This window comes from Acidaminococcus nyctereutis (assembly GCF_052216985.1).
Lineage (GTDB): Bacteria > Bacillota > Negativicutes > Acidaminococcales > Acidaminococcaceae > Acidaminococcus > Acidaminococcus fermentans_A.
In genome coordinates, this window is record NZ_JBQOUY010000014.1 from 1 (window position 1) to 21,202 (window position 21,202).

Consider the following 21,202-nt stretch of genomic DNA (forward strand, 5'->3'; position numbering starts at 1 on the left):
GGAGTGGACGGACCGCTGGTGTACCAATTATCCTGCCAAGGGTATAGTTGGGTAGCTACGTCCGGAACGGATAAACGCTGAAAGCATCTAAGCGTGAAACCATCCTTAAGATGAGATCTCTCACAGCATAAGCTGGTAAGACACCTGGAAGAAGACCAGGTCGATAGGCAGGGTGTGGAAGCGTAGCAATATGTTAAGCTGACCTGTACTAATATGTCGAGGGCTTGACTTAAATCAGGCCGTTGACGAAGGTGGTTCAGCGATGAACGACCAACGAACAACGATGAACTAAAACGTCTCTTCATGAAGTTTTGAGGGCTCATGCCTTCAATTGAAAATCCGGTGGCGACAGCTAAGGGGATCCACCTGTTCCCATGCCGAACACAGCAGTTAAGCCCTTATACGCCGAAAGTACTCGACTGGAAACGGTCCGGGAGGATAGGGAGCTGCCGGTTAGGAGAAAAGGCCTGCATCGAAAGATGCAGGCCTTTTTGTCGCGGGTCGCGGGCTGTGAGTCGCAGGCTTGTTGGTGCAGACCGAAAATCCAGCTTTGCAGATTTCAACTGGGTTTGTCTTATCATCCTATAGAAAAAGAACATACGGTCAAAACATCCAGGCTCGCGACCGCAGATTTTTATTCAAGAGCTTGACAGGAACCCTGCTGCTTCTATAAACTATACAAAAACACTATTTGAAAACGAGGTTCTTCGTATGTCCATCCATGAATTAGAAGAGGCCAACCGGTGTCTCCAGTGCAAAAAGCCTATGTGCCGGGAAGGCTGTCCCATCCATACCAATATCCCGGAAATGATCCGTCTGTTCAAGGAAAATGATTTGATGACGGCGGCTCAGATGCTGTTCGATAACAATCCCCTTTCTGTAGTTTGCAGCCTGGTGTGCAACCATGCGGCCCAGTGTGAGGGGCACTGTATCCGGGGGATCAAGGGGGCTCCAGTGCATATTTCTGCCATCGAGAATTACATCTCTGATTCTTGTTTCGACCGACTGAAGATCCAGCAAGCCCCTTCCAACGGGAAAAAAGTCGCCATCATCGGTGCTGGCCCGGCAGGGATTACCATTGCCATCATCTTGGCCAAACGGGGCTACCAAATCACCGTCTTTGAATCCCGGGACAAGATCGGGGGGATCATGCGCTACGGGATCCCTGATTTCCGACTGCCCCGCTACATCTTGGACCGGTTCGAAGACCGGATGAAGGAAATGGGGATCAAATTCCGGTTCAATTTCACCATCGGCGGAAACATCACTTTAAAGGACCTGTTCCAGGACGGTTATCAGTCCGTATTCATCGGCACCGGCGCCTGGCGGCCTAAACGGATGTTGATCCCGGGAGAGACCTTTGGGAATGTCCATTATGCCATCAGTTACCTGAATAACCCAGATGCGGTGGATCTAGGTCAGAGTGTGGCTATCTTCGGTTCCGGGAACTCTGCCATGGACGTAGCCCGTACCGCGGTGCGGCACGGCTGCAAGAACGTCACGGTCTATGTGCGTAGGGACCATGTGTCCGCTTCCCAGGATGAATATGAGTATTCTCTCCTGGACGGCGTAAAGTATGAATTCAACAAGACCGCCGTGGCTATCAAAGACGAAGGTCCCATGGTAGCAGATACCAAAGTGGAAGACGGCCATGTAATCGTGCTGGAAGATACCGCCCGGCTGGTACCCGTGGACAGCGTAGTGATCGCGGTTTCCCAGGTGCCTAAGCGCCGTCTGGTGGAACACAACCAGGGCCTGGAACTGAACGACCGGGGGAATCTGAAGACTACAGAAGACGGGGAAACTACCCTGCCCGGGGTCTTTGCGTCCGGAGATGTGGTCACCGGTGCTAAAACGGTGGTCCATGCGGTAGAGTATTCCAAAAAAATAGCCGATGAAATGGATCTTTATATGCAAAATCTGGAAAAAACAGTTGACAAAATCGACTGAGCCACGCTATAATAATTAAGCTGCAATGCAATGATTCACTAGCTCAGTTGGTAGAGCACCTGACTTTTAATCAGGGTGTCCCGGGTTCGAGTCCCGGGTGGATCACCATTTGGATATTGCAAGGCCTGTCCCGTATGGACAGGTCTTTTTCTTTTGCAGGTCAGATTCGTTTGACAAACAGATATGGCTATGGAATAATGCAGGTATCATGAGAAAAGTGAGGGGATAGCATGGCGAAAAAAGAGGAATGGCGTGTGGAACGGGATTCTATGGGAGAAATCAAAGTCCCAGCAGATAAATATTGGGGCGCCCAGTCGGAGCGGAGCTTCGAAAATTTCAAGATTGGTACGGAAAAGATGCCCATGGAAGTGATCCGGGCTTTTGCGTATCTGAAAAAAAGTGCTGCCCAGGCCAATGAGGCGATGGAGAAGCTGGATAAGAAGCGCTGCCAGACCATCGGCAAAGTCTGCGATGAAATCCTCAAGGGGAAGCTGGATGGAAACTTCCCCCTGGCGGTATGGCAGACGGGAAGCGGGACCCAGAGCAATATGAATGTCAACGAAGTGATCGCCCACAGGGGAAATGAAATGGCCGGGGAAGCCCTGCTCCACCCCAACGACCATGTGAATATGTCCCAGAGTTCCAACGATACCTTTCCTACGGCCATGCACATCGCTGCAGTCTGGGAACTGGAAAAGCACCTGCTGCCTTCCCTGGATGAGCTGGTAGCGGCTTTCAAGAAGCTGGAAAAAGCCAATAAGGGGATTGTGACCACCGGACGGACCCATCTCCAGGATGCGGTGCCCGTGGCCTTTTCTCAGGAAATTTCCGGCTGGCGGACCATGCTGGAACGGAATCGGCAGGAGATCAAGGCGGCAGAAAAAGGCCTCCTGGAACTGGCGCTGGGCGGCACGGCTGTAGGGACCGGCCTGAACGCTCCCAAGGGCTTTGACAAAAAAGCAGCCGCTTTCATTGCCAAGAATACCGGCTTTCCTTTTGTGACAGCCCCCAACAAGTTCCATGCCCTTACCAGCTTAGATGACATGGTCTTTGCCCACGGCGCTTTAAAAGCCCTGGCGGCCAACCTGATGAAGATGGCCAATGATGTGCGGTGGCTGGCCTCCGGTCCTCGGGATGGCTTGGGGGAAATCACCATCCCTGCCAACGAACCAGGGTCCTCCATCATGCCTGGGAAAGTGAACCCAACCCAGTGCGAGGCGGTGACCATGGTGGCGGTCCAGGTCATGGGAAACGATGCAGCCATTGGCTTTGCGGCTTCCCAAGGGAATTTCCAGCTGAATGTGTTCCTGCCGGTGACCATCTATAATTTCCTCCAGTCCGTCCGGCTCCTGGGCGATGTGATGGAATCCTTCCGGAAAAACTGCGTGGTGGGGATCAAAGCCAACAAGGAAAAGATGGCCCATAACCTGCACCATTCCCTGATGCTGGTGACGGCTCTGAGTCCCTATATCGGCTACGATAAATGTGCCCAAGTGGCTAAACTGGCTTTCAAGGACAATATTTCCCTGAAAGAAGCGGTGCTGAAGCTGGGATTCATGGAAGAAAAAGAATTCGACAAGGTGTTCCATCCGGAGAAGATGGTGTAAAAAATGGGGTTGTTGCATGCGCAACAGCCCCATTTTTGAGGTCTCGGGTCTCGAGTCGTGAGTCTCGAGCCGTTGGATAGAACCTGTCCCCATGGCCAGGTTCTTTTGAAGGTGTAGAATCAGTATCGTGCTGGATATAGAAACGAATATCTTATCGTTAGCAGATTAGGGTTTGTACATTCAAAAAATTTGCTTGCAAATTTCTCATTCGGCTCGAGACTCGAGACCCGAGACCGAGCCGCTATGCGGCTTATGAGACCGGGGGTGTTGCACGTAACGTGCAACACCCCCGTTTTTTTATTCTCCCAACATCTCCAAAATCTTGGCACCGGCGGTGCAGGCCGGGCAGAAGCAATATTTGCCCCCTTCCGCCTTGACTTTCTGGCCCTGGGCCAGCATCTGAGCGGCGGCTTCTTCTCCAAAGGCCTTTTTGGCTTCCTCGGAAGCAAAGAAGGGCAGCACTTCATCAATGGTGCACACATCTTCTTTCAGGGCTGCCCGGAGGAGGGCTGTCAGGTTGGCCTGGGCTGCTGTACCATCTGCAGCCAGCCATTTTTCTGCTAATTCCTTCAGCCCGCTATAGACGCTGGGGGCTGCTGCCAGATTTTTGACTTCTGCAACCAAAGCTTCATGATTTTCCATAGAAATCACGCTCCTGTAATAAAATATGTTACATTAATATTATACACCGATCCAGAGAAAGAAGATAGGCTTTTTTTGTGGAATTTCGTATAATAAAAAATAGAGTATCTCTATTTATTTGAACGCTGAGGTGAATCACCATGAAAATCATGAAAAAGTTGACTTCTGCTGTACTGGCCGGCCTGCTGGCCACTGGATCCTTTTTGCCGGTGCTGGCGGCTTCCCACCGGAATTTCAGCGATGACATGAAATTCCAGGAACCGGCCAAAATCACCCAGGATCAGGGGGCTGCGTCTATCGAACGGAAGCTGGATCATAAGAAATCCATTTATTATGCCCATCCGGATTTCTATCATATGCATTCCAAAGGGTCCCTGACTCTGTTGCCGGCTTTCAAGACGATCCAGCAGTCCAGCGAATGGTCCTGCGGACCGGCTGCTGCCCTGATGGTCCTCCGCTGGTACGACCGGCAGAAGGACTGGACGGAGCAGAAACTGGCGAATCTGCGCCATCCCCTGAAAGATGTGACCGTCCCTGGCTTCCCAGAGGGCTATCCCGGTACGACCTTGGAACAGATGAAAGACATCTTCCAAAAGGTGGGGGGCTTCGATCTGGTCACTACGGAAGACTACGCCAAGGCCGGGAAGACCTTTGGCCCGGAAGACATCAAAGCCACCCTGAAGGCAGGGAAGCCCATCCTGGCAGGCTGGATCGATTGGGGTGGCCACTGGCAGGTGATCATCGGTTATGACGATATGGGGACTGCGGATATCCAGGATGATGTACTGATCGTGGCAGATCCCTATGATACCACGGACCACAACCAGGACGGCTACGGTATCTATCCGGCGGCCCGGTTCTTCTCCACCTTTGATATGTACGGACAGTTCCCGGAAAAAGAAGGGGGAAACCATAATCTGTTCCTGATTGCTTCTCCGGCAAGGGTGAAGATGTAAAAGTCAAAGAAAATTTGACTTTTTAGCACTCAACACTTGACAGTGCTAACAACATGTGCTATTATAATACCAGAACGAAGGAAAGACCACAGAGAAGGGTTCCCAAGAGAACCTGAAACGTAGAATGGGCTCCTTGGGGAGCCACAGGAATCCAGCCTTTCGGTAGTTCCAAAAGCTGACCTTCAAGGCCAAGATTGAATGGAGGAATGGCTTATGTTACTGTCTAGCGTTTTCAATGACAATGTGTTCGATGATCTCATGAATGACTTTGATGATGTGTTCACCGCACGGAACCCTCTGTACGGGAAACATGCCAGAAATATGATGAAGACCGATGTGCGGGACGTGGGCGACCACTACGAACTGGATATCGATCTGCCGGGCTTCAAGAAGGATGAAATCCATGCACAGCTGGAAAATGGTTATCTGACCATCAGTGCCAGCAAGGGTGTGGACAAGGATGAAAAAGACAAGAAGGGTCAGTACATCCGCCGTGAACGGACCTTTGGCCAGTGCGCCCGGAGCTTCTATGTGGGTGAAGGGGTCACCGAGGCTGATGTGACGGCCAAGTACGAGAATGGGATCCTGGAACTGAGCATTCCTAAGAAGGAACCCCAGAAGGTAGAAAACAAGAAATACATCGCTATCGAAGGATAACGAGGGAGGAAGGACCCGAAAGGGAGTCGGGACTTCCCAGAGACAAAAGGGCTGTCGCCAAAAGCGGCAGTCCTTTTGCTTTTCTGGTCGGCCGCTGCCCAAGCATGTTACGGAGAAGTCAATCTAGCAATGTGGCAAAAGAATGAAAAAAGTGAATTCTTCCTCTAAAAATTGATAGAGGTTTTGACACGTGTTATAGTGTGTTCTTAGAGAACTATTTTATCGATGGAGTACAATTCATTACTAGGAAGAATGGAGTCACAAGGGTTATGGGCAGAAACAGAAGACAATCGTTGGCAGACGTCACTCCACAGGATCGGAACCGCCGGGACAAAGTCCTGAAAACGGCAGCATGGCTGATGCAGGAAACCGGCTACCAGCGGATGACTCTTCGCCGGATCAGTGCTGAATCCGGTGTGGGGGAAGGGGAAATCCATCGCTGGTATAAAACCAAGGACGAATTGCTGGCGGATATATCGGAGATGCTGCTGGCCAGGGCCCAGGAAGTGATGGAAGCGGAACTGGCGCCTTCGGCCATCCTGCTGAAAGAGGACCCCAAAGAGATGCTGGCCCTGTACCAGTACATCGTGCCCTTGGCCATAGCCTTGGAAGCCGTGGATAAAAGTGCTTTGCTTTGCAGCCTTTTCCGGACCCTGTATACCACATCCCGGCTGTTCGAACTGCTGGTGGACCGGCATGCTTCCTATGCCCACCTGACCTTTGCCCAGCAGTTTACTGCTCAGGAGTGCTATGAACGAGTGCTGGTGGTCCGGGCTTCCCTGGGCGGGTATATCATGGCCCATGACTTTAAATACCTGTTTCCCCGGGAACAGCTGAAGAGGCTGATCCTGACACAGGCTTTGGAAGTTTTCCAGGTGCCGTCGGAGCGGATCGAAATGCTTTTGGTAGAACTGGAAACCCAAAAGAAAAAATTATTGGAAGTCTGCTGTCAGATTTTTCGGCCCGAAGGACGGGAATCGGAAGCGAATCTCCGCTGAAAGAAAAAGAGGGACTGTTGCGTAGGCAGCAGTTTCTCTTTTTTCTTGACATCCACCCGGCGGCCCCATAAACTATATTCTATAATCCATTGCAGCAAAGGAGCATCGTATCATGGATAAACCGATTCCGGATCTGATCACGGTGGAAGCAGCACGGGACACCCATCGCTGGGTAGCTATGACGGCGCTGCTGCTGGCCATCGGTGTCATCCTCCACACCATCAGCCCCAATGTGGGCGGGGTAACCCCCAACTGGACCATCGCCATGTATTCCATCACCATCAGCCTGACCAAACCAGGCCCTACCCGGGCGCTGGGCATCGGGTTCGTGGCTGGACTGACCTTGATCCCCTCTTCCAAATCTGCCTTTCCCCTGGGGAACATCGCCAGTGAACTGAGCGGTGCCCTGACGGCCTGTCTCCTGGTGAAGACGTTTGCTTTGGCCCATTTGGACGGACTGAAGGTCAAACCGTTCATCATAGGTTTTCTGGCCACTTCGGTAAGCGGCAGCGTGTTCACCTATATCCTGAAGCTGGTGCTGGGCTTACCTCTTACCGTGTGGACCCATGCCATGCTGCCGGTGGTGCTCACCGTGGGCGTCCTGAACGGTGTGGTGACCCAAGTGCTCTATGGCCCGGTACGGAAGATTTTCTTTGCTACGGAGGGAAAACGCCATGAGTGACAGCGCTATCCGGATTTCCGATTTTTATTTTGCTTACTTGAACAGTGATCTGGTCCTGAAGGACATCAACCTAGATATCCAGAAGGGCAGCTTCACGGCCATTGCTGGTCCCAGCGGTGCGGGCAAGACCACTCTGTGTAAAGCCATGACGGGGATCGTCCCCCATTATTATGGCGGCCGGTACCACGGTTCTGTAGAAGTCCTGGGAGAAGACATCCGGGGCCGGAAGATCTCAGAGATCGCCATGCGGGTGGGGATCATGCTGGATGACTACGAAAGCCAGATGGTTTCCCTGACGGCTGGAGAAGAAATCGCTTTCGGCCTCTTGAACCACGGCTTCTCTCCGGAAGAAGTGGATGCCCGGGTGAGCCAGGCATTGGAAGATGTAGGGCTTCCTGGCCGGGAAAACTATCAGCTGGACGAGTTGTCCGGAGGCCAGCGCCAACGGCTGCTGCTGGCTTCTGTACTGGCCTGCCGGCCGGAAGTCCTGATCTTGGACGAACCGATTTCTGCCCTGGATCCGGATGGAGCCCGGTCCCTGTATGGGCTCCTGTACAAAATCTACCAGCAGCACGGGATGACGGTGGTGGTAGTAGAACATGACCTGAACTACCTGCTGCCCTATATGACGGATCTGGTGCTGATCAGCGGCGGAGAGGCAAGAGTCCAGGGACACTTTGAAGAAGCGGCCCGGGCTGCCTTTGCCCAGGAAGACCTGCGGGAAAATCTGCCGGAACTGTGGCTGGTGAAACTAGGAATGGAAGCAAAATATCAGATGCCATTGGGGAACTGGAGAACGGAAGAAGAAGCAGAAAAAGAATTGCTCCAGAAATTTCAGGGAGGCGGTAAGGCATGATTGAAGCAAAAGCAGTGAACTTTGCCTATCGGAGAGGTGTCCCTGTGCTGCAGGATATCAGCTGCCGGGTGGAAGACGGGGAAGCGGCAGCCCTGCTGGGCCATAACGGCAGCGGCAAGACCACCCTGAGCCGGCTGTTCATGGCGTTGGACCATCCCCGGAGCGGCCAGGTGCTGGTGGATGGAGTGGATATCGTAGATTGTGAACCGGCCGATCTGGCGGACAAGGTAGGATATGTGTTCCAGAATCCGGATCTGCAGCTGCTGGGGGATACGGTCTATGATGAAGTGGCTTACGGGCTCCAGAATCGGAAGATGCCCAAGGAGACCTTGGACCGGCAGGTCCGGGAGGCTGTGGAAGCCATGGGGCTGACTCCCTATCTGGACCAGTATCCCCGGGGACTGTCCTTCGGGCAGAAACGGCGGTTGGGGGTGGCTGTGGCTCTGGCTCTCCAGCCCCGGACCCTGATTTTGGATGAAATCACCAACGGCCAGGATGAACAGGAAAAACAGCACATGATGGAGTACCTGTCCCGGCTCCAGAAAGAAAAACATATGACCTTGATCCTGATCACCCACGATATGGAAATCGCCCGGAAATATACGGACCATGCCCTGGTACTCCATAACGGCCAGCTGGTCTATGACGGGAAGACGGCGGAACTGTTCGATGGGAAGCGGCCTGTGGAAGAATGGGGATTGAAGCAGCCGGTCCTGGCCCGTTTGGGGGCTCTGTTCGGAGTGGCTGCGGACAGTCCGGAAGACCTGTGCAGCAAGATCCAGCCGAAAGAAGGTGCCGAAGCATGAAGATTACAGCTTTTACCAAACTGATCCTGGTGCTGGCGGTGACGGCCTGGGTGTTCCTGCTGCCCATCCCGGCGGTGGCTACCCTGCTGGCGCTGGAACTGGTGATCCTGCTGTATATCAAGCGGGACCGGATGACCATGGCGGCCATCGGGACCCTGACAGTGTTCACCGGGATGATGGTGGTGCTCCAGCTGCTGTTCGGCTCTCCCCTCTATGTGGCCCTCACCGGGGGCCTGCGGATGTTCGTCATGACCACCGCTTTCCTGTGCCTCCTGGCTTCCACCCGGATCCAGGACATTGCCCAGGCTCTGGTGGAGAAATTCCATATGCCCTATGAATATGCCTTCATGCTCACCACGGCTCTGCGGTTCGTGCCGGATTTCCTGTCGGATTCCGCCATTACCCTGGATGCCCAGTCTTGCCGGGGCTATTCCAACCGGGGGAATGCCTTCAAACGGCTCTACGCCTATCTAGCCGTGGTGAAGCCCCTGGTGATGCGGGCGGTGGCCAAATCGGACACCCTGGCCCTTTCCATGGAACTGAAGGGTTTCGGGCCCAATACCTACAAGAACCGCCGGCCCATGAAACTGCACCTGGGGGATTATGCTACATTGCTGGTGGTGGTCATTCTTAGTACATATCCGATATGGGTAAAGCATATTTAGCTAACGCATAACCCCTGCACACAATAAGACCTCATCTGCTTTGTCAGCGAAGATTTTGGAGCCGGGCATGTACCACTATGTACTATGCCCAACTCCAAAATCTCCGCTTTCGTGCATCTGGGGCCTTCTTGTGCGCAGGGAAGAAGTCGGAGGTTATACAACGAACCAAAATCTCCGTCTTCGCGTATCTGGGCACACCTTTTCACGAAAGGACAATAAAATGAAACAAACTGACATCGCCCCGGCCATTGCCCGGGAACTTTCCGTCCAGCCCTGGCAGGTGGAAAGGACTGTAGAATTACTGGATGGAGGGAATACGGTTCCCTTCATCGCCCGTTACCGGAAAGAAGCCACAGGGTCCCTGCTGGATGAACAGATCCGGACCATCGAGGAACGGCTGGGGACTCTCCGGAACCTGGTAAAGCGCCAAGAAGAGATCCTGGCCAAGATCGACGAACAGGGAAAACTCACGCCGGAACTGCGCCAGGTCATCGAAAACGCCCAGAAATTGACTGAACTGGAAGATTATTACCTGCCTTATAAGCAAAAACGGCGTACCTGTGCCCAACAAGCCAGAGAAAAAGGCTTGGAACCCTTGGCTACTGCGTTCCTGATCCAACGGGACCTGAAGGGGGATGCCCTGACCGCTGCCCGGGCTTATGTTGATCCGGAAAAGGGCGTGGAAACGGCGGAAGACGCCCTGGCCGGAGCCAGGGACATCGTGGCGGAAATGGCAGCGGAAGATCCCACCTTGCGTCAGACGCTCCGGGAACAACTCTGGAACCACGGCTTCCTCCAGACCGAACTGGTGGAAGAGGCGGAAGAAGCCCAAACCTTCCTGATGTACGCCGATTACCGGGAACCGGTCCGGACCTTGCCTTCCCACCGGGTACTGGCTATCAACCGAGGAGAAAAGAAGGGCTGTTTGAAAGTCCATCTGGTATGGGATGAACAGAACGCGCTCCGGAAGATGGAATGGCGGGTCCTCCGCCGGCCCTGCATCTACCGGGAGCAGCTGAAGGAAGCCCTGGCGGACAGCTGGAAGCGACTGTTGTTCCCGGCTTTGGAACGGGAAATCCGGAACCAACTGACAGAACAGGCGGAAGCCCAGGCTATCAAAGTGTTTGGTGCCAATCTGGGACAGCTGCTGCTCCAGGCTCCGCTGGGAGGCCATACGGTAATGGGCCTTGATCCAGGCTATCGGACCGGGTGCAAAGTGGCAGTGGTGGATCCTACCGGCCAGGTACTGGACCATGGAGTGATCCAGGTGACCCAGAGCGAAGGTCAGAAGAAAAAGGCCAAAACCCTGCTCCTTTCTATGATCAAAAAGTATCATGTGACCCTGCTGTCTATTGGCAATGGCACAGCTTCCTATGAAACGGAGCAGTTTGCCGCTCAGCTGATCCAAGAGAATCAGCTGAAGGATGTCCATTATCTGATTACAAACGAAGCCGGCGCCTCCGTCTATTCCGCCTCCAAACTGGCCCAGGAGGAGCTGCCGGAATACGATGTGACCATCCGGGGTGCCGTATCCATGGCCCGGCGGGTCCAGGATCCTTTGGCAGAACTGGTGAAGATCGATCCCCAGGCCATCGGGGTGGGACAGTACCAGCACGATGTGGACCAGAAAGCCCTGGCTGGCACCCTGGATGGAGTGGTGGAACGGGTGGTGAACCATGTTGGGGTGGACCTGAATACCGCTTCTCCCGCCCTGCTCCGCCATGTGGCCGGGATCACTTCGGCTACCGCCGGGAATATCGTAGCGTACCGGAATGCCCATGGCCGGTTCACCGGGCGGCGGCAGCTGCTGAAGGTGCCCCGGCTGGGTCCGGCTGCCTTTACCCAGTGTGCTGGCTTCCTGCGGATCCACGGAGGCAAATCTCCCTTGGATGATACCCCCGTCCATCCAGAATCCTATGGACTGGCCCATCAGATCCTGGAAAAGCTGGGATTTACCCTGGAAGACCTGCAGGACAAAGAAAAGCTGGCCCGGCTGGCAGATCGGCGGAAACAGGTGGACGAAGCCCGGCTGGCCCGGGAACTGGAGGCCGGGGAACCTACCGTCCATGATATCCTAGCTGCCCTGGTGGCTCCCGGACGGGATCCTCGAGCCGACCTTCCGGTCCCCCTTACCCGGCAGAACATCGTGAAGCTGTCCGACATCAAAGTAGGGAGCATCCTCCGGGGCACCATCCGAAACGTCACTGATTTCGGGGCCTTCGTGGATATAGGCATCAAAACCGCCGGCCTCATCCACATTTCCCACATGAGCGAAAAACGGGTCAAACATCCCCTGGATGTGGTCAGCGCCGGAGAGACGGTCCAGGTCAAGGTCATCAGTGTGGAGGAGAAGAGGGGGAGAATCGGACTTGCTTTAGTAAAGGCTGACGCATAACCCAGGCGCACGATATGGGCCTATCTGCTTTGTCAGCGGGAATTTTTGAAAGCGACATGTACTACCATGTACTATGACGCATTCAAAAATTCCCGCTTTCGCGCATCTGGACCCATCTCGTGCGCCTGGCTTCTTTTTCTATCCGCCCTTTTCAAGGGCGGGGGACCGGCCGTCAGGCTGGTGGTGGGTTAGCGGTGTCAGCTGCGTTTCCATTCCAGAAAAACCCGTGGGGTTTTCCTCCTTAACGACAAACGACCCACGATGAACGATGAACCCTTTGCGGGCGGACCTGGCGGGATTGCCGTGCAACCCTTGGTCCGCCCCTACGGATTTAACCACCCACCCACCCACCTACCTACCTACCCCCCTGACTTCTTATGGTATAATATCCCCAAAATAACCCTGCAAGGAGGAATTGCCCATGTCCCAACTCACCGACCAACTGCTCGACCGTTTCCTGCGCTATGTGAATATTCCCTCCCAGAGCCGGGCGGGAGCAGCCCAGGTCCCCAGTACTCCAGAGCAATGGCATATGGCCCGGCAGCTGGAAGCGGAATTGGAGATCCTGGATCTGGAAGATCTCCATCTCAGTGAGCACTGTGTCCTCACCGGATATCTGCCTGCCAACCTGCCCGCCGGTTTTATCGGGTCCGTGCCCAAGATCGGCTTCTGCTGCCATCTGGATACAGTGGACGTGGACCTGAGCTCGGAAGTCCATCCCCAGGTGGTCCGGAACTATCCTGGCGGCGACGTGGTCCTCAACGCCGCTAAAGGGCTCATCATGAAGGCTGCTGACCATCCGGAACTGGTTCCCTATGTGGGGCAGGATATTGTGTTCACGGACGGGACCAGCGTCCTGGGTGCCGATAACAAAGCGGCCATCGCCAATGTGATGACCCTGCTCCAATACCTGACGGACCATCCGGAGATCCACCATGGAGCTATCTATGTGGCTTTCGTCCCGGACGAGGAAGTGGGACTGAAGGGTTCTAAAGCCTTGGACTGCAGCCGATTCCCGGTAGATTTCGCCTATACCATCGACTGCTGCGCTCTGGGAGAAGTGGTGTATGAAACTTTCAATGCCGGGTCTGCCACCGTGGAGATCCAGGGCATCAGCGCCCATCCCATGAACGCCAAGGGAAACCTGGTGAATCCCACCCTGCTAGCCGTGGATTTCGCCAATTTCTTCGACCGGAAGGAAACCCCGGAATGTACCGAAGGGAAGGCAGGGTATATCTGGATCAAGAGCATCCAGTCCAATGCGTCCCAGGCCACGGTACAGATGGCCATCCGGGACCACGACAAAACCCGGTACGAAGCCCGGAAACAGACCATCCTGGCCAATGTGGAACGGCTGAAAGCCCAGGAACCCCGGGCTCGGATCCGCTGCACCCTGGAAGACATCTACGGCAACATCGCCGATGCTATGACTCCGGATAATCGGGAAGCCGTAGATTTCCTCTACGAAGCCCTGGAAGAACTGGGCATCTCTCCCAAGACCCTTGCTATGCGGGGAGGAACAGACGGCTCTTATTTGTCCACCCAGGGCATCTTCACCCCCAATTACTTTACAGGGGCCCTGAATTTCCATTCCCGGTACGAATTCCTGCCCCTGCCATCTTTGGAAAAATCCTGCCAGGTGACCTTGAAACTGGTAGAAAAAGTATTTCAGTCTGCTTGTGAAAAATAAAACGGGAAAAAAGCATAAAACTTCCTTGAAAAATGGCTCCATTTCCTGTAAAGTGTAAGGAGCTCAGTATAATCACGAACCGTATCCCATTGGAAAAGAAAGAGGAGTCCTATGCTTCAGCGCAAGATTGAAAAGTTCCTGCAGACCTGGAAACAGGTCCCGAAACACAATCCCCTGGTGGTCAAGGGGTGCCGCCATTGCGGAAAGACCACCTCCATCCTGGATTTTGCCAGGAAGGAATATGACCATGTGGTTTACCTGAATTTCCAGGAAAAACCAGATTACGCCGCTATCTTCAAAGATTCCCTGGATGTGAACTATCTGGTGATGCTGATCACGGCGCTAGCCGGGCCGGAAGCCGTATTCGAACCCTACCGGACGGTATTGGTCCTGGATGAGATCCAGGAATGCCCAGAAGCCAGGACCGCTCTGAAGGCCTTCAAAATGGACGGACGGTATGATGTGATCGCGGCCGGATCCCTGCTGGGAGTCAAAGGCTACGGTAAGGAAGGGGCTCCCATTGCCGTGGGCTGCGAAACCGTTGTAAATATGGTCCCTCTGGATTTCGAGGAGTTCCTTTGGGCCAACGGGATCACGTCCCCGGTCCTGGATATGCTCCACCAGAGCCTGGATCGGGAAACCCCGGTGCCGGAAGCCCTGCACCTGCGGCTCAATGAGCTGCTGCGCCAGTATGCCCTGGTAGGAGGGATGCCGGCTGTGGTGGAAGAATACGTCCGGAACCATGACTTGAAGAAAGTCCTGGAGATGCAGCAGAAGATCCTCCAGGATTATGAAGAGAACCTGTTCGTCCAGGTGAACAAAAGGGCCCGGGCCAAACTGAAGACGGTGCTGGAGGCTGTCCCGCTCCAGTTGGACAAGGAAAATAAAAAATACCAGTATGCCCAGCTGAAGAAAGGGTCCAAGGCTTCCCAGTTCGAAGGGGCGCTGCTGTGGCTGGAAGAAGCTGGCATCGTCACTCGGAGCTATAACCTGACGGAGCCGGGGCTGCCCCTGGAACGCCATGCGGTCCCCACCATTTTTAAAGTCTATATGAAAGATGTGGGGCTGTATGCGGCCATGCTCACCGGGGAAAACCGGCAGAAGCTCCTCCAGGGAGATCTGTCCGGCTGTCAGGGAGCTGTCTATGAGAGCCTGGCGGCGGATCTTCTGAGCAAGAGCGGCCGGAAGCTGTACTACTATCACAAAAATTCTGGGCTGGAAGTGGATTTCGTCATCCTCCACGAAGGAAAAAGCACGTTGGTCAAAGCGACCCCTTCCACCGGGAATACCAAGAGCCTGAAGACCCTCCTCCAGCAGCCGGAAAAGTACCAGGTAGAACAGGCCATCCAGCTGGGGATGGATAATGTGGCCCGGAAGGGAAAAATCCTGGAACTGCCTTTATATTTCGGCTTTTTGGTAGGGGCTTACTGATCCATAGGAGGTGCAAAAATGGAATTTGATGCGTCTGTTTATCCGTATGCTTCCCGGCGGCGGACCATCTTCGCCCGGAAGGGCATGGTGTGCACCGGACAGCCGCTGGCGGCCCAGGCCGGGCTCCGGATGCTGCTCCAGGGAGGGAATGCGGTGGATGCAGCCCTGGCGGCGGCCATCTGCCTGACTGTGGTGGAACCGACCAGCAATGGGCTGGGCAGCGATGCCTTTGCCCTGGTCTGGACCGGCGGAAAATTGTATGGCCTGAACGGCAGCGGTCCGGCTCCTGGCCTGTTGACCCGGGAAAAAGTCCTGGCAGCTGGCTGCCAGGAGATGCCTCAGCGGGGCTGGCTGCCGGTGACGGTACCTGGTGCGGTGGCGGCCTGGGCAGAGCTCCATCGCCGGTTCGGCCGGCTGCCTTTTGCCAAACTGTTTGCACCGGCCCTGGAATACGCCCGGGAAGGTTTCCCTGTTTCGCCTACCATCCGGAAATTGTGGAAGGCGGCGGAAGGGACTTTTGCCCCGTATAAAGAAGATCCGGCTTTTGCCGGACTGTTCGCTACCTTCTTCCCCGAAGGCCGGGCTCCGGAAGTGGGAGAGACGGTCACTCTGCCGGATCACGCCCGGACCTTGGAGATCCTTGCCCAAACCGAGGGGGAGGCGTTCTACCGGGGAGAACTGGCGGACCGGATAGACCGTTTCAGCCGGGAAACCGGGGGCTGCCTCCGGAAGGAAGATCTGGCGGCTTATCGGGCAGAGTGGGTAACTCCGCTCCATGTGGACTACCGGGGCTATGATGTCTGGGAGATCCCCCCCAACGGCCACGGGATCACAGCGCTGATGGCCCTGAACATCATGCAGGGATTCCAGCTGGACCGGCGGGAAACCGTAGACAGCTGGCACAAACAGATCGAAGCCATGAAACTGGCCTTTTCTGATGCCCAGCACTATGTAGCCGATCCCCGGTTCATGCATACCCGGGTGGAAGATATGCTGAGTCCGGCCTATGCGGACCAGCGCCGGAGCCTGATCGGGGAACAGGCACTGACACCCCATTGGGGCAAGCCCTTCAGTGGCGGCACTGTATACCTGTGTGCGGCCGACGGGGAGGGAAATATGATTTCCTTCATCCAGAGCAATTTCCGAGGCTTCGGCTCCGGTATCGTGATCCCTGGTACAGGGATCGCCCTTAATGACCGGGGGAATAATTTCAGCCTGGATCCTGCCATGGACAACTGCCTGGCTCCCGGCAAGAAACCCTACCACACCATCATCCCTGGCTTCCTGACGAAAGATGGGAAAGCCGTAGGGCCTTTTGGGGTCATGGGCGGCTTCATGCAGCCCCAGGGCCATCTCCAGGTACTTCTGAATACCCTGGATTTCCATATGAATCCCCAGGCTGCCCTGGATGCACCCCGGTGGCAGTGGATCGAAGGGAAGAAGGTGGAAATTGAAGCCCAGGCTGGAGCAGAGATCATCGAAGGGCTCCGGCAGCGAGGCCACGAAATCGTGGTGAAGGAGGACCGGACCTCTTTCGGCCGGGGACAGATCATCTGGCGCCGGGACGACGGGACCCTGGTAGGGGCGACGGAGCCCAGGACGGATGGGACGGTGGCGGCTTACTGATTGCTAACGGATAACCCAGGCACACGATATGGGCCCATCTGCTTTGTCAGCGGGGATTTTTGAAAGCGGCATGTACCTTTTAGTACTATGCCCCATTCGAAAATTTCCGCTTTCGTGCATCTGGGCACATCTCGTGCGCCTGGCGGAAACCAACAAGGAGTTGCTGCTATTGACAACACCTTCTTGTTGACATTCCGTTGCAATGGCTGTATAATGCAAAACATCACAGCTAGAGGGGTTGATGGATATGGCATCGGTAAATGTAAATATCCGTATGGATGCGGAACTGAAAAAAGAATTCGAATCATTCTGCAGCAATGTGGGAATGAATATGACCACTGCATTCACCATTTTTGCCCGACGGACGGTCCGGGAGAACCGGATCCCTTTCGAAGTATCGGCTGACTGCCGGAGAGAGGACAGCCGACAGGCTGCGGCTGAAGTCGGAGAAGGTCTGTAAGGAAGACGAAATGGAGGGAGTGTTGCACTGGATGTGCAACACTCCCTCCATTTCCTTAGATAGCCATGTGTGCTATTTGTTGTTTTCAGCTTGCAGATCATTGACTGCGGCCACGATTTTATCGAGTCCTTCTTTTAGGAAGGAACGCGGACAGGCAACCGTCATCCTGAAATACCCGCTGCCTCCTTGACCAAAAACACGGCCATCTTCAATAAGGACTTTGTGCTTTTTTATCATCAATTCAAAGAGCCGCTCAGGGTCGCCGTATGCTCCCAAATGAATCCAAGCAAGGAAGGTCCCTTCTGGTTTCTTATAATTTGCCAGAGGCAAGTGTTTTTGGAGATACTCGACCAGAAAATCGAAATTTCCTTCGATGTATTCCATGACTTCATCGACCCATCCGTCACATTTGTTATAGGCAGTTTCTGTCAGTACCATATCAAGAGGCGGTGCGAAACTGATATAATGTTTCAGCCGTGTTTCATGATACCAAATCTTTCTCAGTTCTTCATCCCGGATAATGATTTGGGAAATGGGGACACCTCCGACATTGAACGTTTTCCCTAAAGCTACAGCTGTAATGACCTTAGGGTAATCGGTAACTGTCATAGTAGGATGATGTGTCACATCCTTTCTCGTTGCATCACAGTGCAATTCATCAGAGAAAAGAAGGACATTGTACTTTTGGCAGAGGTCAGCCACATTTTTAATTTCTTCTTCTGTCCATACACGGCCTACGGGATTATGTGGTGAGCAAAGAATCATCATGGTATTTCTAGGATCTTTGATTTTATCGGCCAGATCATCGAAATCCATACTATAGTTTTCATTTTCATTGATCAGCTGGTTGTTAACAACTTTGCGGCCATTTCCTTCAATCAATTCAGCGAAGGGATAGAAAACGGGTTCTTGAATGATTATGCCATCACCTTCTTTTGTGAAAGCCCGGATGGCAAATCCAAGTGCAGGTAGGGTACCAGGAGAGTAGAATATAGAGCGTCTTTCGATATCCCAGTTAAAACGTCTCTTATACCATCCCTGGACGGATTCAAAATAGCGGCTGCCAGGCATGGAATGCCCTAAGAAGCCCTGTTTGATCCGGTTAATCAATGCCTCCTGGATTTCTTTGGCTACCGGGAATTCCATATCGGACAGCCATAATGGCTGGGCATCCTTAGGGACACGGGGATCGACGAAATCCATGAAATCCCACTTTACACAATCGGTCCCTCTTCTGTCATGCAATTCATCAAGATTCAATTTGCCCATACTTGGTTCCTCCTCATGATTTTTTTGCAAAAGCTTTCTGGTAGGCAGATAACTCTTCAGGATAATCTTCTTTTATAATTTGGTTCCAATACTCAGCACCCTTGATGCCACATCTTTCCGGAATAAAAACCGGTTCAATGCCTTTCGCAAGCTGTCGCTCATAGTCGCGAAGGGTAGCGACACCTGGTTTATACAGAAAAGCAAGACAGGCAAGGTTTACGAGAGAGAGCAGGCCGCAAAGTGCTGAAGCCATATTCCATATTAATGTGGAATGGACCAATGGACCGACAAATCCAAGTGCGACAGTAGCGGCATTGATAGCGATATTGACGGCTTTTACAATGGGTTTATCTAAGCGATCACTGAAAAAATAGTAGTAAATCCGAGACAGATACATGGAATAGGCCATGATGGTCGTAAAAGTGAAGAGCCCCATGGCAGCTGTTATGAAAAAGGAACCGAACCCTTGGACGGTTGAATTGATAGCCTCTGTGACGAAGACATCGTAGCCTCCCTGGATATGCTGCACGACATAACTGCCATCACCCGATACGACACTATAACTTTCCGTCACGAGGATCATGAGAGAAGTGGCCAAGCAAATACAGAGAGAAATAAAGACAGAAAAGACCTGAGATAAACCCGCGCGTGCGGGATGGGATACGTCGGCACATCCTGCCACCCAAGCTCCTGTACCAAGACCTGCTTCGTTCGAAAACACACCTCTGCGGACACCCCATGATATAGATGTTCCCACCATTCCGCCAAAAACTGCATGAGTACTGAACGCAGATGATACAATCAATGAAAGTACATACGGCACATGAGAAAGATTGATTAAAATAAGTAGGAGTGCAACTCCTACGTACGCAATGGACATAAAAGGTACTACTTTGTCAGCAACGCTGGCAATGACCTTTGAACCTCCAAATATCACAAAGACCAGGAGGAGTGTATATCCTATTGCGACTGTGAGTGGGGACACATCATAACTGGTCGTTACGATGGAACTGAATGCATTTGTCTGCACGCCTGCGAAGATGATCAAAAAAACGACACTGACAAAACCATAGAATCCCGCCATCCAGGAAGAGCCAAGGCCTTTTTCCATGTAAAAGGAAGGGCCACCGGCATATTCACCATTGACACGGCGTTTCCATATCTGGGCTAAGGCTGATTCAATGTAAGCAGAGGCGGAACAGACAATGGCCATCGCACACATCCAGAAAACAGCACCCGGCCCCCCAAACATAATGGCACTAGCAGTCCCTGTTATATTGCCTGTTCCAACCCTTCCCCCAATAGCGATAGACAACGCCTGAAAAGGGGTCAGCCCGGCCTTTCCCTTTTTATTGCGGAAAGAACAGCGGACCATTTCCTTAAAGAGTCGTATCTGAGGAAACTTTAAGGCAATAGAAAATAAAAGGCCGCAGCCCAGGGAAAATATGACCAACGTAGGTCCCCAGGCAAAATTATCAACCGCAGTGATCAATTCATCAAAAGTCACGATAGACTCATCCTTTCTCGGTATCTTTTACGATGAAGCTGCATGGAGGTTGAAAAAAAACAGCAGATAGGATATCCTGATGAGAGAACAAGTAGCAATATATTGACATGCCAAATGCTAATATAATAATACGCTTCGTGTTATTATATTGTCAAGGAGGTTTTTTATATTGGACACTATCAACTTGATCGTATCCAAAAATATTCGCAGGATCCGTAATGAAAAAAGTATCAGCCTAGAGGAGCTTTCCAAAATCAGCGGCGTTAGCAAATCTATGCTGGCTCAAATTGAACGAGGTAAAGGAAATCCGTCGCTGTCCACGCTTTGGAAGATTGCCAATGGTCTCATGGTTCCCTTTAACACGCTTGTGACACGGCCTCACTTGCCTTATGAAGTTGTGAAATTAGCGGATATCGATCCCATCATAGGTGATGCAGGGGTCAGGAACTATGTTATTTTTCCTGGGGATGGCTCCCAGCGTTTCAGTGTCTATTACATGGATATAGATCCTGGGGCTCAGTGGGAGTCTGAGATGCATATGCGGGGGACCATTGAGTTTATCACCGTATTCTCTGGGGCGTTGGAACTGGAAATAGAACATGAAAGCTTTCGCCTTTGTGAAGGGGAAAGCATCCGTTTTAAAGCAGATGTCCGTCATGCCTATAGGAATATCAGTGATAGCCGTCTCATCTTTCACAACATCCTTTACAACCCATAAGCAGCCGAAACCGATTAAAGGGTATCGCAGGATCTCTGTGGTAGACCTTTCCAGATAGTTATTATGACTTCTATAAGTTATTTCTGCTCAAATGAAAAACGGTAAATTTTGCTGTTATTCCAACAAAGTTTGATCTGACACCCAGCTGGATGTCAGGAACGGCCGGCTGAACGCCCTGGTGGAACAATTGAGGGTGAGGAAGTGACGGAATCTCCTGTTCCTCGATCCCCTACATCTGTGCTATAATATTCTATTATCCCGGTTGATACTGGAGTAAGGTACCTGAG

18 protein-coding genes, 1 tRNA gene and 2 rRNA genes are annotated in these 21,202 nt (G+C 53.0%); 18 read left to right on the plus strand and 3 right to left on the minus strand.

What is annotated here, in order from left to right; all coding sequences use genetic code 11:
- The 5 genes from ACTUHY_RS07870 to fumC all read left to right on the plus strand — a co-directional run.
- A 23S ribosomal RNA gene (locus ACTUHY_RS07870) occupies positions 1 to 232 on the plus strand; the annotation flags it as partial.
- A 106-nt stretch (positions 233 to 338) separates the two neighbouring features.
- A 5S ribosomal RNA gene (gene rrf, locus ACTUHY_RS07875) occupies positions 339 to 455 on the plus strand.
- A 256-nt stretch (positions 456 to 711) separates the two neighbouring features.
- Positions 712 to 1,950, plus strand: a complete 1,239-nt coding sequence (locus ACTUHY_RS07880; protein ID WP_442827282.1) for an NAD(P)-dependent oxidoreductase — start codon at positions 712 to 714, stop codon at positions 1,948 to 1,950.
- 32 nt (positions 1,951 to 1,982) lie between these two features.
- A tRNA-Lys gene (locus ACTUHY_RS07885) sits at positions 1,983 to 2,058 on the plus strand.
- 122 nt (positions 2,059 to 2,180) lie between these two features.
- On the plus strand, positions 2,181 to 3,557 hold the full coding sequence (gene fumC / locus ACTUHY_RS07890) for a class II fumarate hydratase (protein ID WP_442827283.1): 1,377 nt from the start codon (positions 2,181 to 2,183) through the stop codon (positions 3,555 to 3,557).
- Positions 3,558 to 3,854: 297 nt separating this feature from the next.
- Here the strand turns inward: fumC and ACTUHY_RS07895 are convergent, their stop codons facing one another.
- Positions 3,855 to 4,199, minus strand: coding sequence for a heat-shock protein Hsp90 (locus tag ACTUHY_RS07895; protein ID WP_442827284.1), 345 nt, complete (start codon positions 4,197 to 4,199; stop codon positions 3,855 to 3,857).
- Between the two features lie 140 nt (positions 4,200 to 4,339).
- On the opposite strand from ACTUHY_RS07895, the gene ACTUHY_RS07900 reads away from it, so the two are divergent.
- From ACTUHY_RS07900 to ACTUHY_RS07955, 12 genes are all read left to right on the plus strand, one after another.
- Positions 4,340 to 5,155, plus strand: coding sequence for a C39 family peptidase (locus tag ACTUHY_RS07900; RefSeq protein ID WP_442827285.1), 816 nt, complete (start codon positions 4,340 to 4,342; stop codon positions 5,153 to 5,155).
- 213 nt (positions 5,156 to 5,368) lie between these two features.
- Positions 5,369 to 5,812 (plus strand): Hsp20/alpha crystallin family protein, encoded by a 444-nt coding sequence (locus ACTUHY_RS07905; protein WP_442827286.1) that lies wholly within the window; start codon positions 5,369 to 5,371, stop codon positions 5,810 to 5,812.
- A 293-nt stretch (positions 5,813 to 6,105) separates the two neighbouring features.
- Entirely contained in the window at positions 6,106 to 6,810 is a 705-nt protein-coding gene (locus ACTUHY_RS07910; RefSeq protein WP_442827287.1) for a TetR/AcrR family transcriptional regulator, read from the plus strand.
- Positions 6,811 to 6,922: 112 nt separating this feature from the next.
- Entirely contained in the window at positions 6,923 to 7,492 is a 570-nt protein-coding gene (locus tag ACTUHY_RS07915) for a tryptophan transporter (RefSeq protein WP_442827288.1), read from the plus strand.
- Positions 7,485 to 8,348, plus strand: a complete 864-nt coding sequence (locus ACTUHY_RS07920) for an energy-coupling factor ABC transporter ATP-binding protein (protein ID WP_442827289.1) — start codon at positions 7,485 to 7,487, stop codon at positions 8,346 to 8,348. Before ACTUHY_RS07915 ends, ACTUHY_RS07920 begins: the two co-directional genes overlap by 8 nt.
- Entirely contained in the window at positions 8,345 to 9,154 is an 810-nt protein-coding gene (locus ACTUHY_RS07925) for an energy-coupling factor ABC transporter ATP-binding protein (protein WP_442827290.1), read from the plus strand. The genes ACTUHY_RS07920 and ACTUHY_RS07925 overlap by 4 nt, the downstream gene beginning before the upstream one ends.
- Entirely contained in the window at positions 9,151 to 9,819 is a 669-nt protein-coding gene (locus ACTUHY_RS07930) for an energy-coupling factor transporter transmembrane component T (RefSeq protein WP_278674890.1), read from the plus strand. The genes ACTUHY_RS07925 and ACTUHY_RS07930 overlap by 4 nt, the downstream gene beginning before the upstream one ends.
- A 220-nt stretch (positions 9,820 to 10,039) precedes the next feature.
- Positions 10,040 to 12,214, plus strand: coding sequence for a Tex family protein (locus tag ACTUHY_RS07935; protein WP_442827291.1), 2,175 nt, complete (start codon positions 10,040 to 10,042; stop codon positions 12,212 to 12,214).
- A gap of 421 nt (positions 12,215 to 12,635) precedes the next feature.
- Positions 12,636 to 13,904, plus strand: coding sequence for a peptidase T (pepT, locus tag ACTUHY_RS07940; RefSeq protein ID WP_442827292.1), 1,269 nt, complete (start codon positions 12,636 to 12,638; stop codon positions 13,902 to 13,904).
- Between the two features lie 111 nt (positions 13,905 to 14,015).
- Entirely contained in the window at positions 14,016 to 15,335 is a 1,320-nt protein-coding gene (locus tag ACTUHY_RS07945; protein ID WP_278674895.1) for an ATP-binding protein, read from the plus strand.
- Positions 15,336 to 15,353: 18 nt separating this feature from the next.
- Positions 15,354 to 16,961: a gamma-glutamyltransferase family protein gene (locus ACTUHY_RS07950; protein WP_442827293.1), complete on the plus strand. Its 1,608-nt coding sequence runs from the start codon at positions 15,354 to 15,356 to the stop codon at positions 16,959 to 16,961.
- 247 nt (positions 16,962 to 17,208) lie between these two features.
- The gene (locus ACTUHY_RS07955; protein WP_278674898.1) at positions 17,209 to 17,421 is read left to right on the plus strand and encodes a type II toxin-antitoxin system RelB/DinJ family antitoxin; all 213 of its coding nucleotides are present in this window, start codon (positions 17,209 to 17,211) and stop codon (positions 17,419 to 17,421) included.
- A 72-nt stretch (positions 17,422 to 17,493) separates the two neighbouring features.
- Here the strand turns inward: ACTUHY_RS07955 and ACTUHY_RS07960 are convergent, their stop codons facing one another.
- Both ACTUHY_RS07960 and ACTUHY_RS07965 read right to left on the minus strand, forming a co-directional pair.
- Positions 17,494 to 18,690: a MalY/PatB family protein gene (locus tag ACTUHY_RS07960; protein WP_442827294.1), complete on the minus strand. Its 1,197-nt coding sequence runs from the start codon at positions 18,688 to 18,690 to the stop codon at positions 17,494 to 17,496.
- Between the two features lie 13 nt (positions 18,691 to 18,703).
- Positions 18,704 to 20,197 carry an alanine/glycine:cation symporter family protein gene (locus ACTUHY_RS07965; protein ID WP_442827295.1) on the minus strand — a complete coding sequence of 498 codons (1,494 nt, stop codon included), beginning with the start codon at positions 20,195 to 20,197 and terminating at the stop codon, positions 18,704 to 18,706.
- A gap of 169 nt (positions 20,198 to 20,366) precedes the next feature.
- On the opposite strand from ACTUHY_RS07965, the gene ACTUHY_RS07970 reads away from it, so the two are divergent.
- The gene (locus ACTUHY_RS07970; protein ID WP_441374114.1) at positions 20,367 to 20,915 is read left to right on the plus strand and encodes a helix-turn-helix domain-containing protein; all 549 of its coding nucleotides are present in this window, start codon (positions 20,367 to 20,369) and stop codon (positions 20,913 to 20,915) included.
- The last annotated feature ends 287 nt before the right edge of the window (positions 20,916 to 21,202 follow it).

Excerpts from the sequence above, each read along its gene's own strand:
- ACTUHY_RS07880 (WP_442827282.1), top strand. The coding sequence starts at position 712 with ATGTCCATCCATGAATTAGAAGAGGCCAACCGGTGTCTCCAGTGCAAA.
- fumC (WP_442827283.1), top strand. The coding sequence starts at position 2,181 with ATGGCGAAAAAAGAGGAATGGCGTGTGGAACGGGATTCTATGGGAGAA.
- ACTUHY_RS07895 (WP_442827284.1), bottom strand. The coding sequence starts at position 4,199 with ATGGAAAATCATGAAGCTTTGGTTGCAGAAGTCAAAAATCTGGCAGCA.
- ACTUHY_RS07900 (WP_442827285.1), top strand. The coding sequence starts at position 4,340 with ATGAAAATCATGAAAAAGTTGACTTCTGCTGTACTGGCCGGCCTGCTG.
- ACTUHY_RS07905 (WP_442827286.1), top strand. The coding sequence starts at position 5,369 with ATGTTACTGTCTAGCGTTTTCAATGACAATGTGTTCGATGATCTCATG.
- ACTUHY_RS07915 (WP_442827288.1), top strand. The coding sequence starts at position 6,923 with ATGGATAAACCGATTCCGGATCTGATCACGGTGGAAGCAGCACGGGAC.
- ACTUHY_RS07920 (WP_442827289.1), top strand. The coding sequence starts at position 7,485 with ATGAGTGACAGCGCTATCCGGATTTCCGATTTTTATTTTGCTTACTTG.
- ACTUHY_RS07925 (WP_442827290.1), top strand. The coding sequence starts at position 8,345 with ATGATTGAAGCAAAAGCAGTGAACTTTGCCTATCGGAGAGGTGTCCCT.
- ACTUHY_RS07930 (WP_278674890.1), top strand. The coding sequence starts at position 9,151 with ATGAAGATTACAGCTTTTACCAAACTGATCCTGGTGCTGGCGGTGACG.
- ACTUHY_RS07935 (WP_442827291.1), top strand. The coding sequence starts at position 10,040 with ATGAAACAAACTGACATCGCCCCGGCCATTGCCCGGGAACTTTCCGTC.
- pepT (WP_442827292.1), top strand. The coding sequence starts at position 12,636 with ATGTCCCAACTCACCGACCAACTGCTCGACCGTTTCCTGCGCTATGTG.
- ACTUHY_RS07945 (WP_278674895.1), top strand. The coding sequence starts at position 14,016 with ATGCTTCAGCGCAAGATTGAAAAGTTCCTGCAGACCTGGAAACAGGTC.
- ACTUHY_RS07950 (WP_442827293.1), top strand. The coding sequence starts at position 15,354 with ATGGAATTTGATGCGTCTGTTTATCCGTATGCTTCCCGGCGGCGGACC.
- ACTUHY_RS07955 (WP_278674898.1), top strand. The coding sequence starts at position 17,209 with ATGGCATCGGTAAATGTAAATATCCGTATGGATGCGGAACTGAAAAAA.
- ACTUHY_RS07960 (WP_442827294.1), bottom strand. The coding sequence starts at position 18,690 with ATGGGCAAATTGAATCTTGATGAATTGCATGACAGAAGAGGGACCGAT.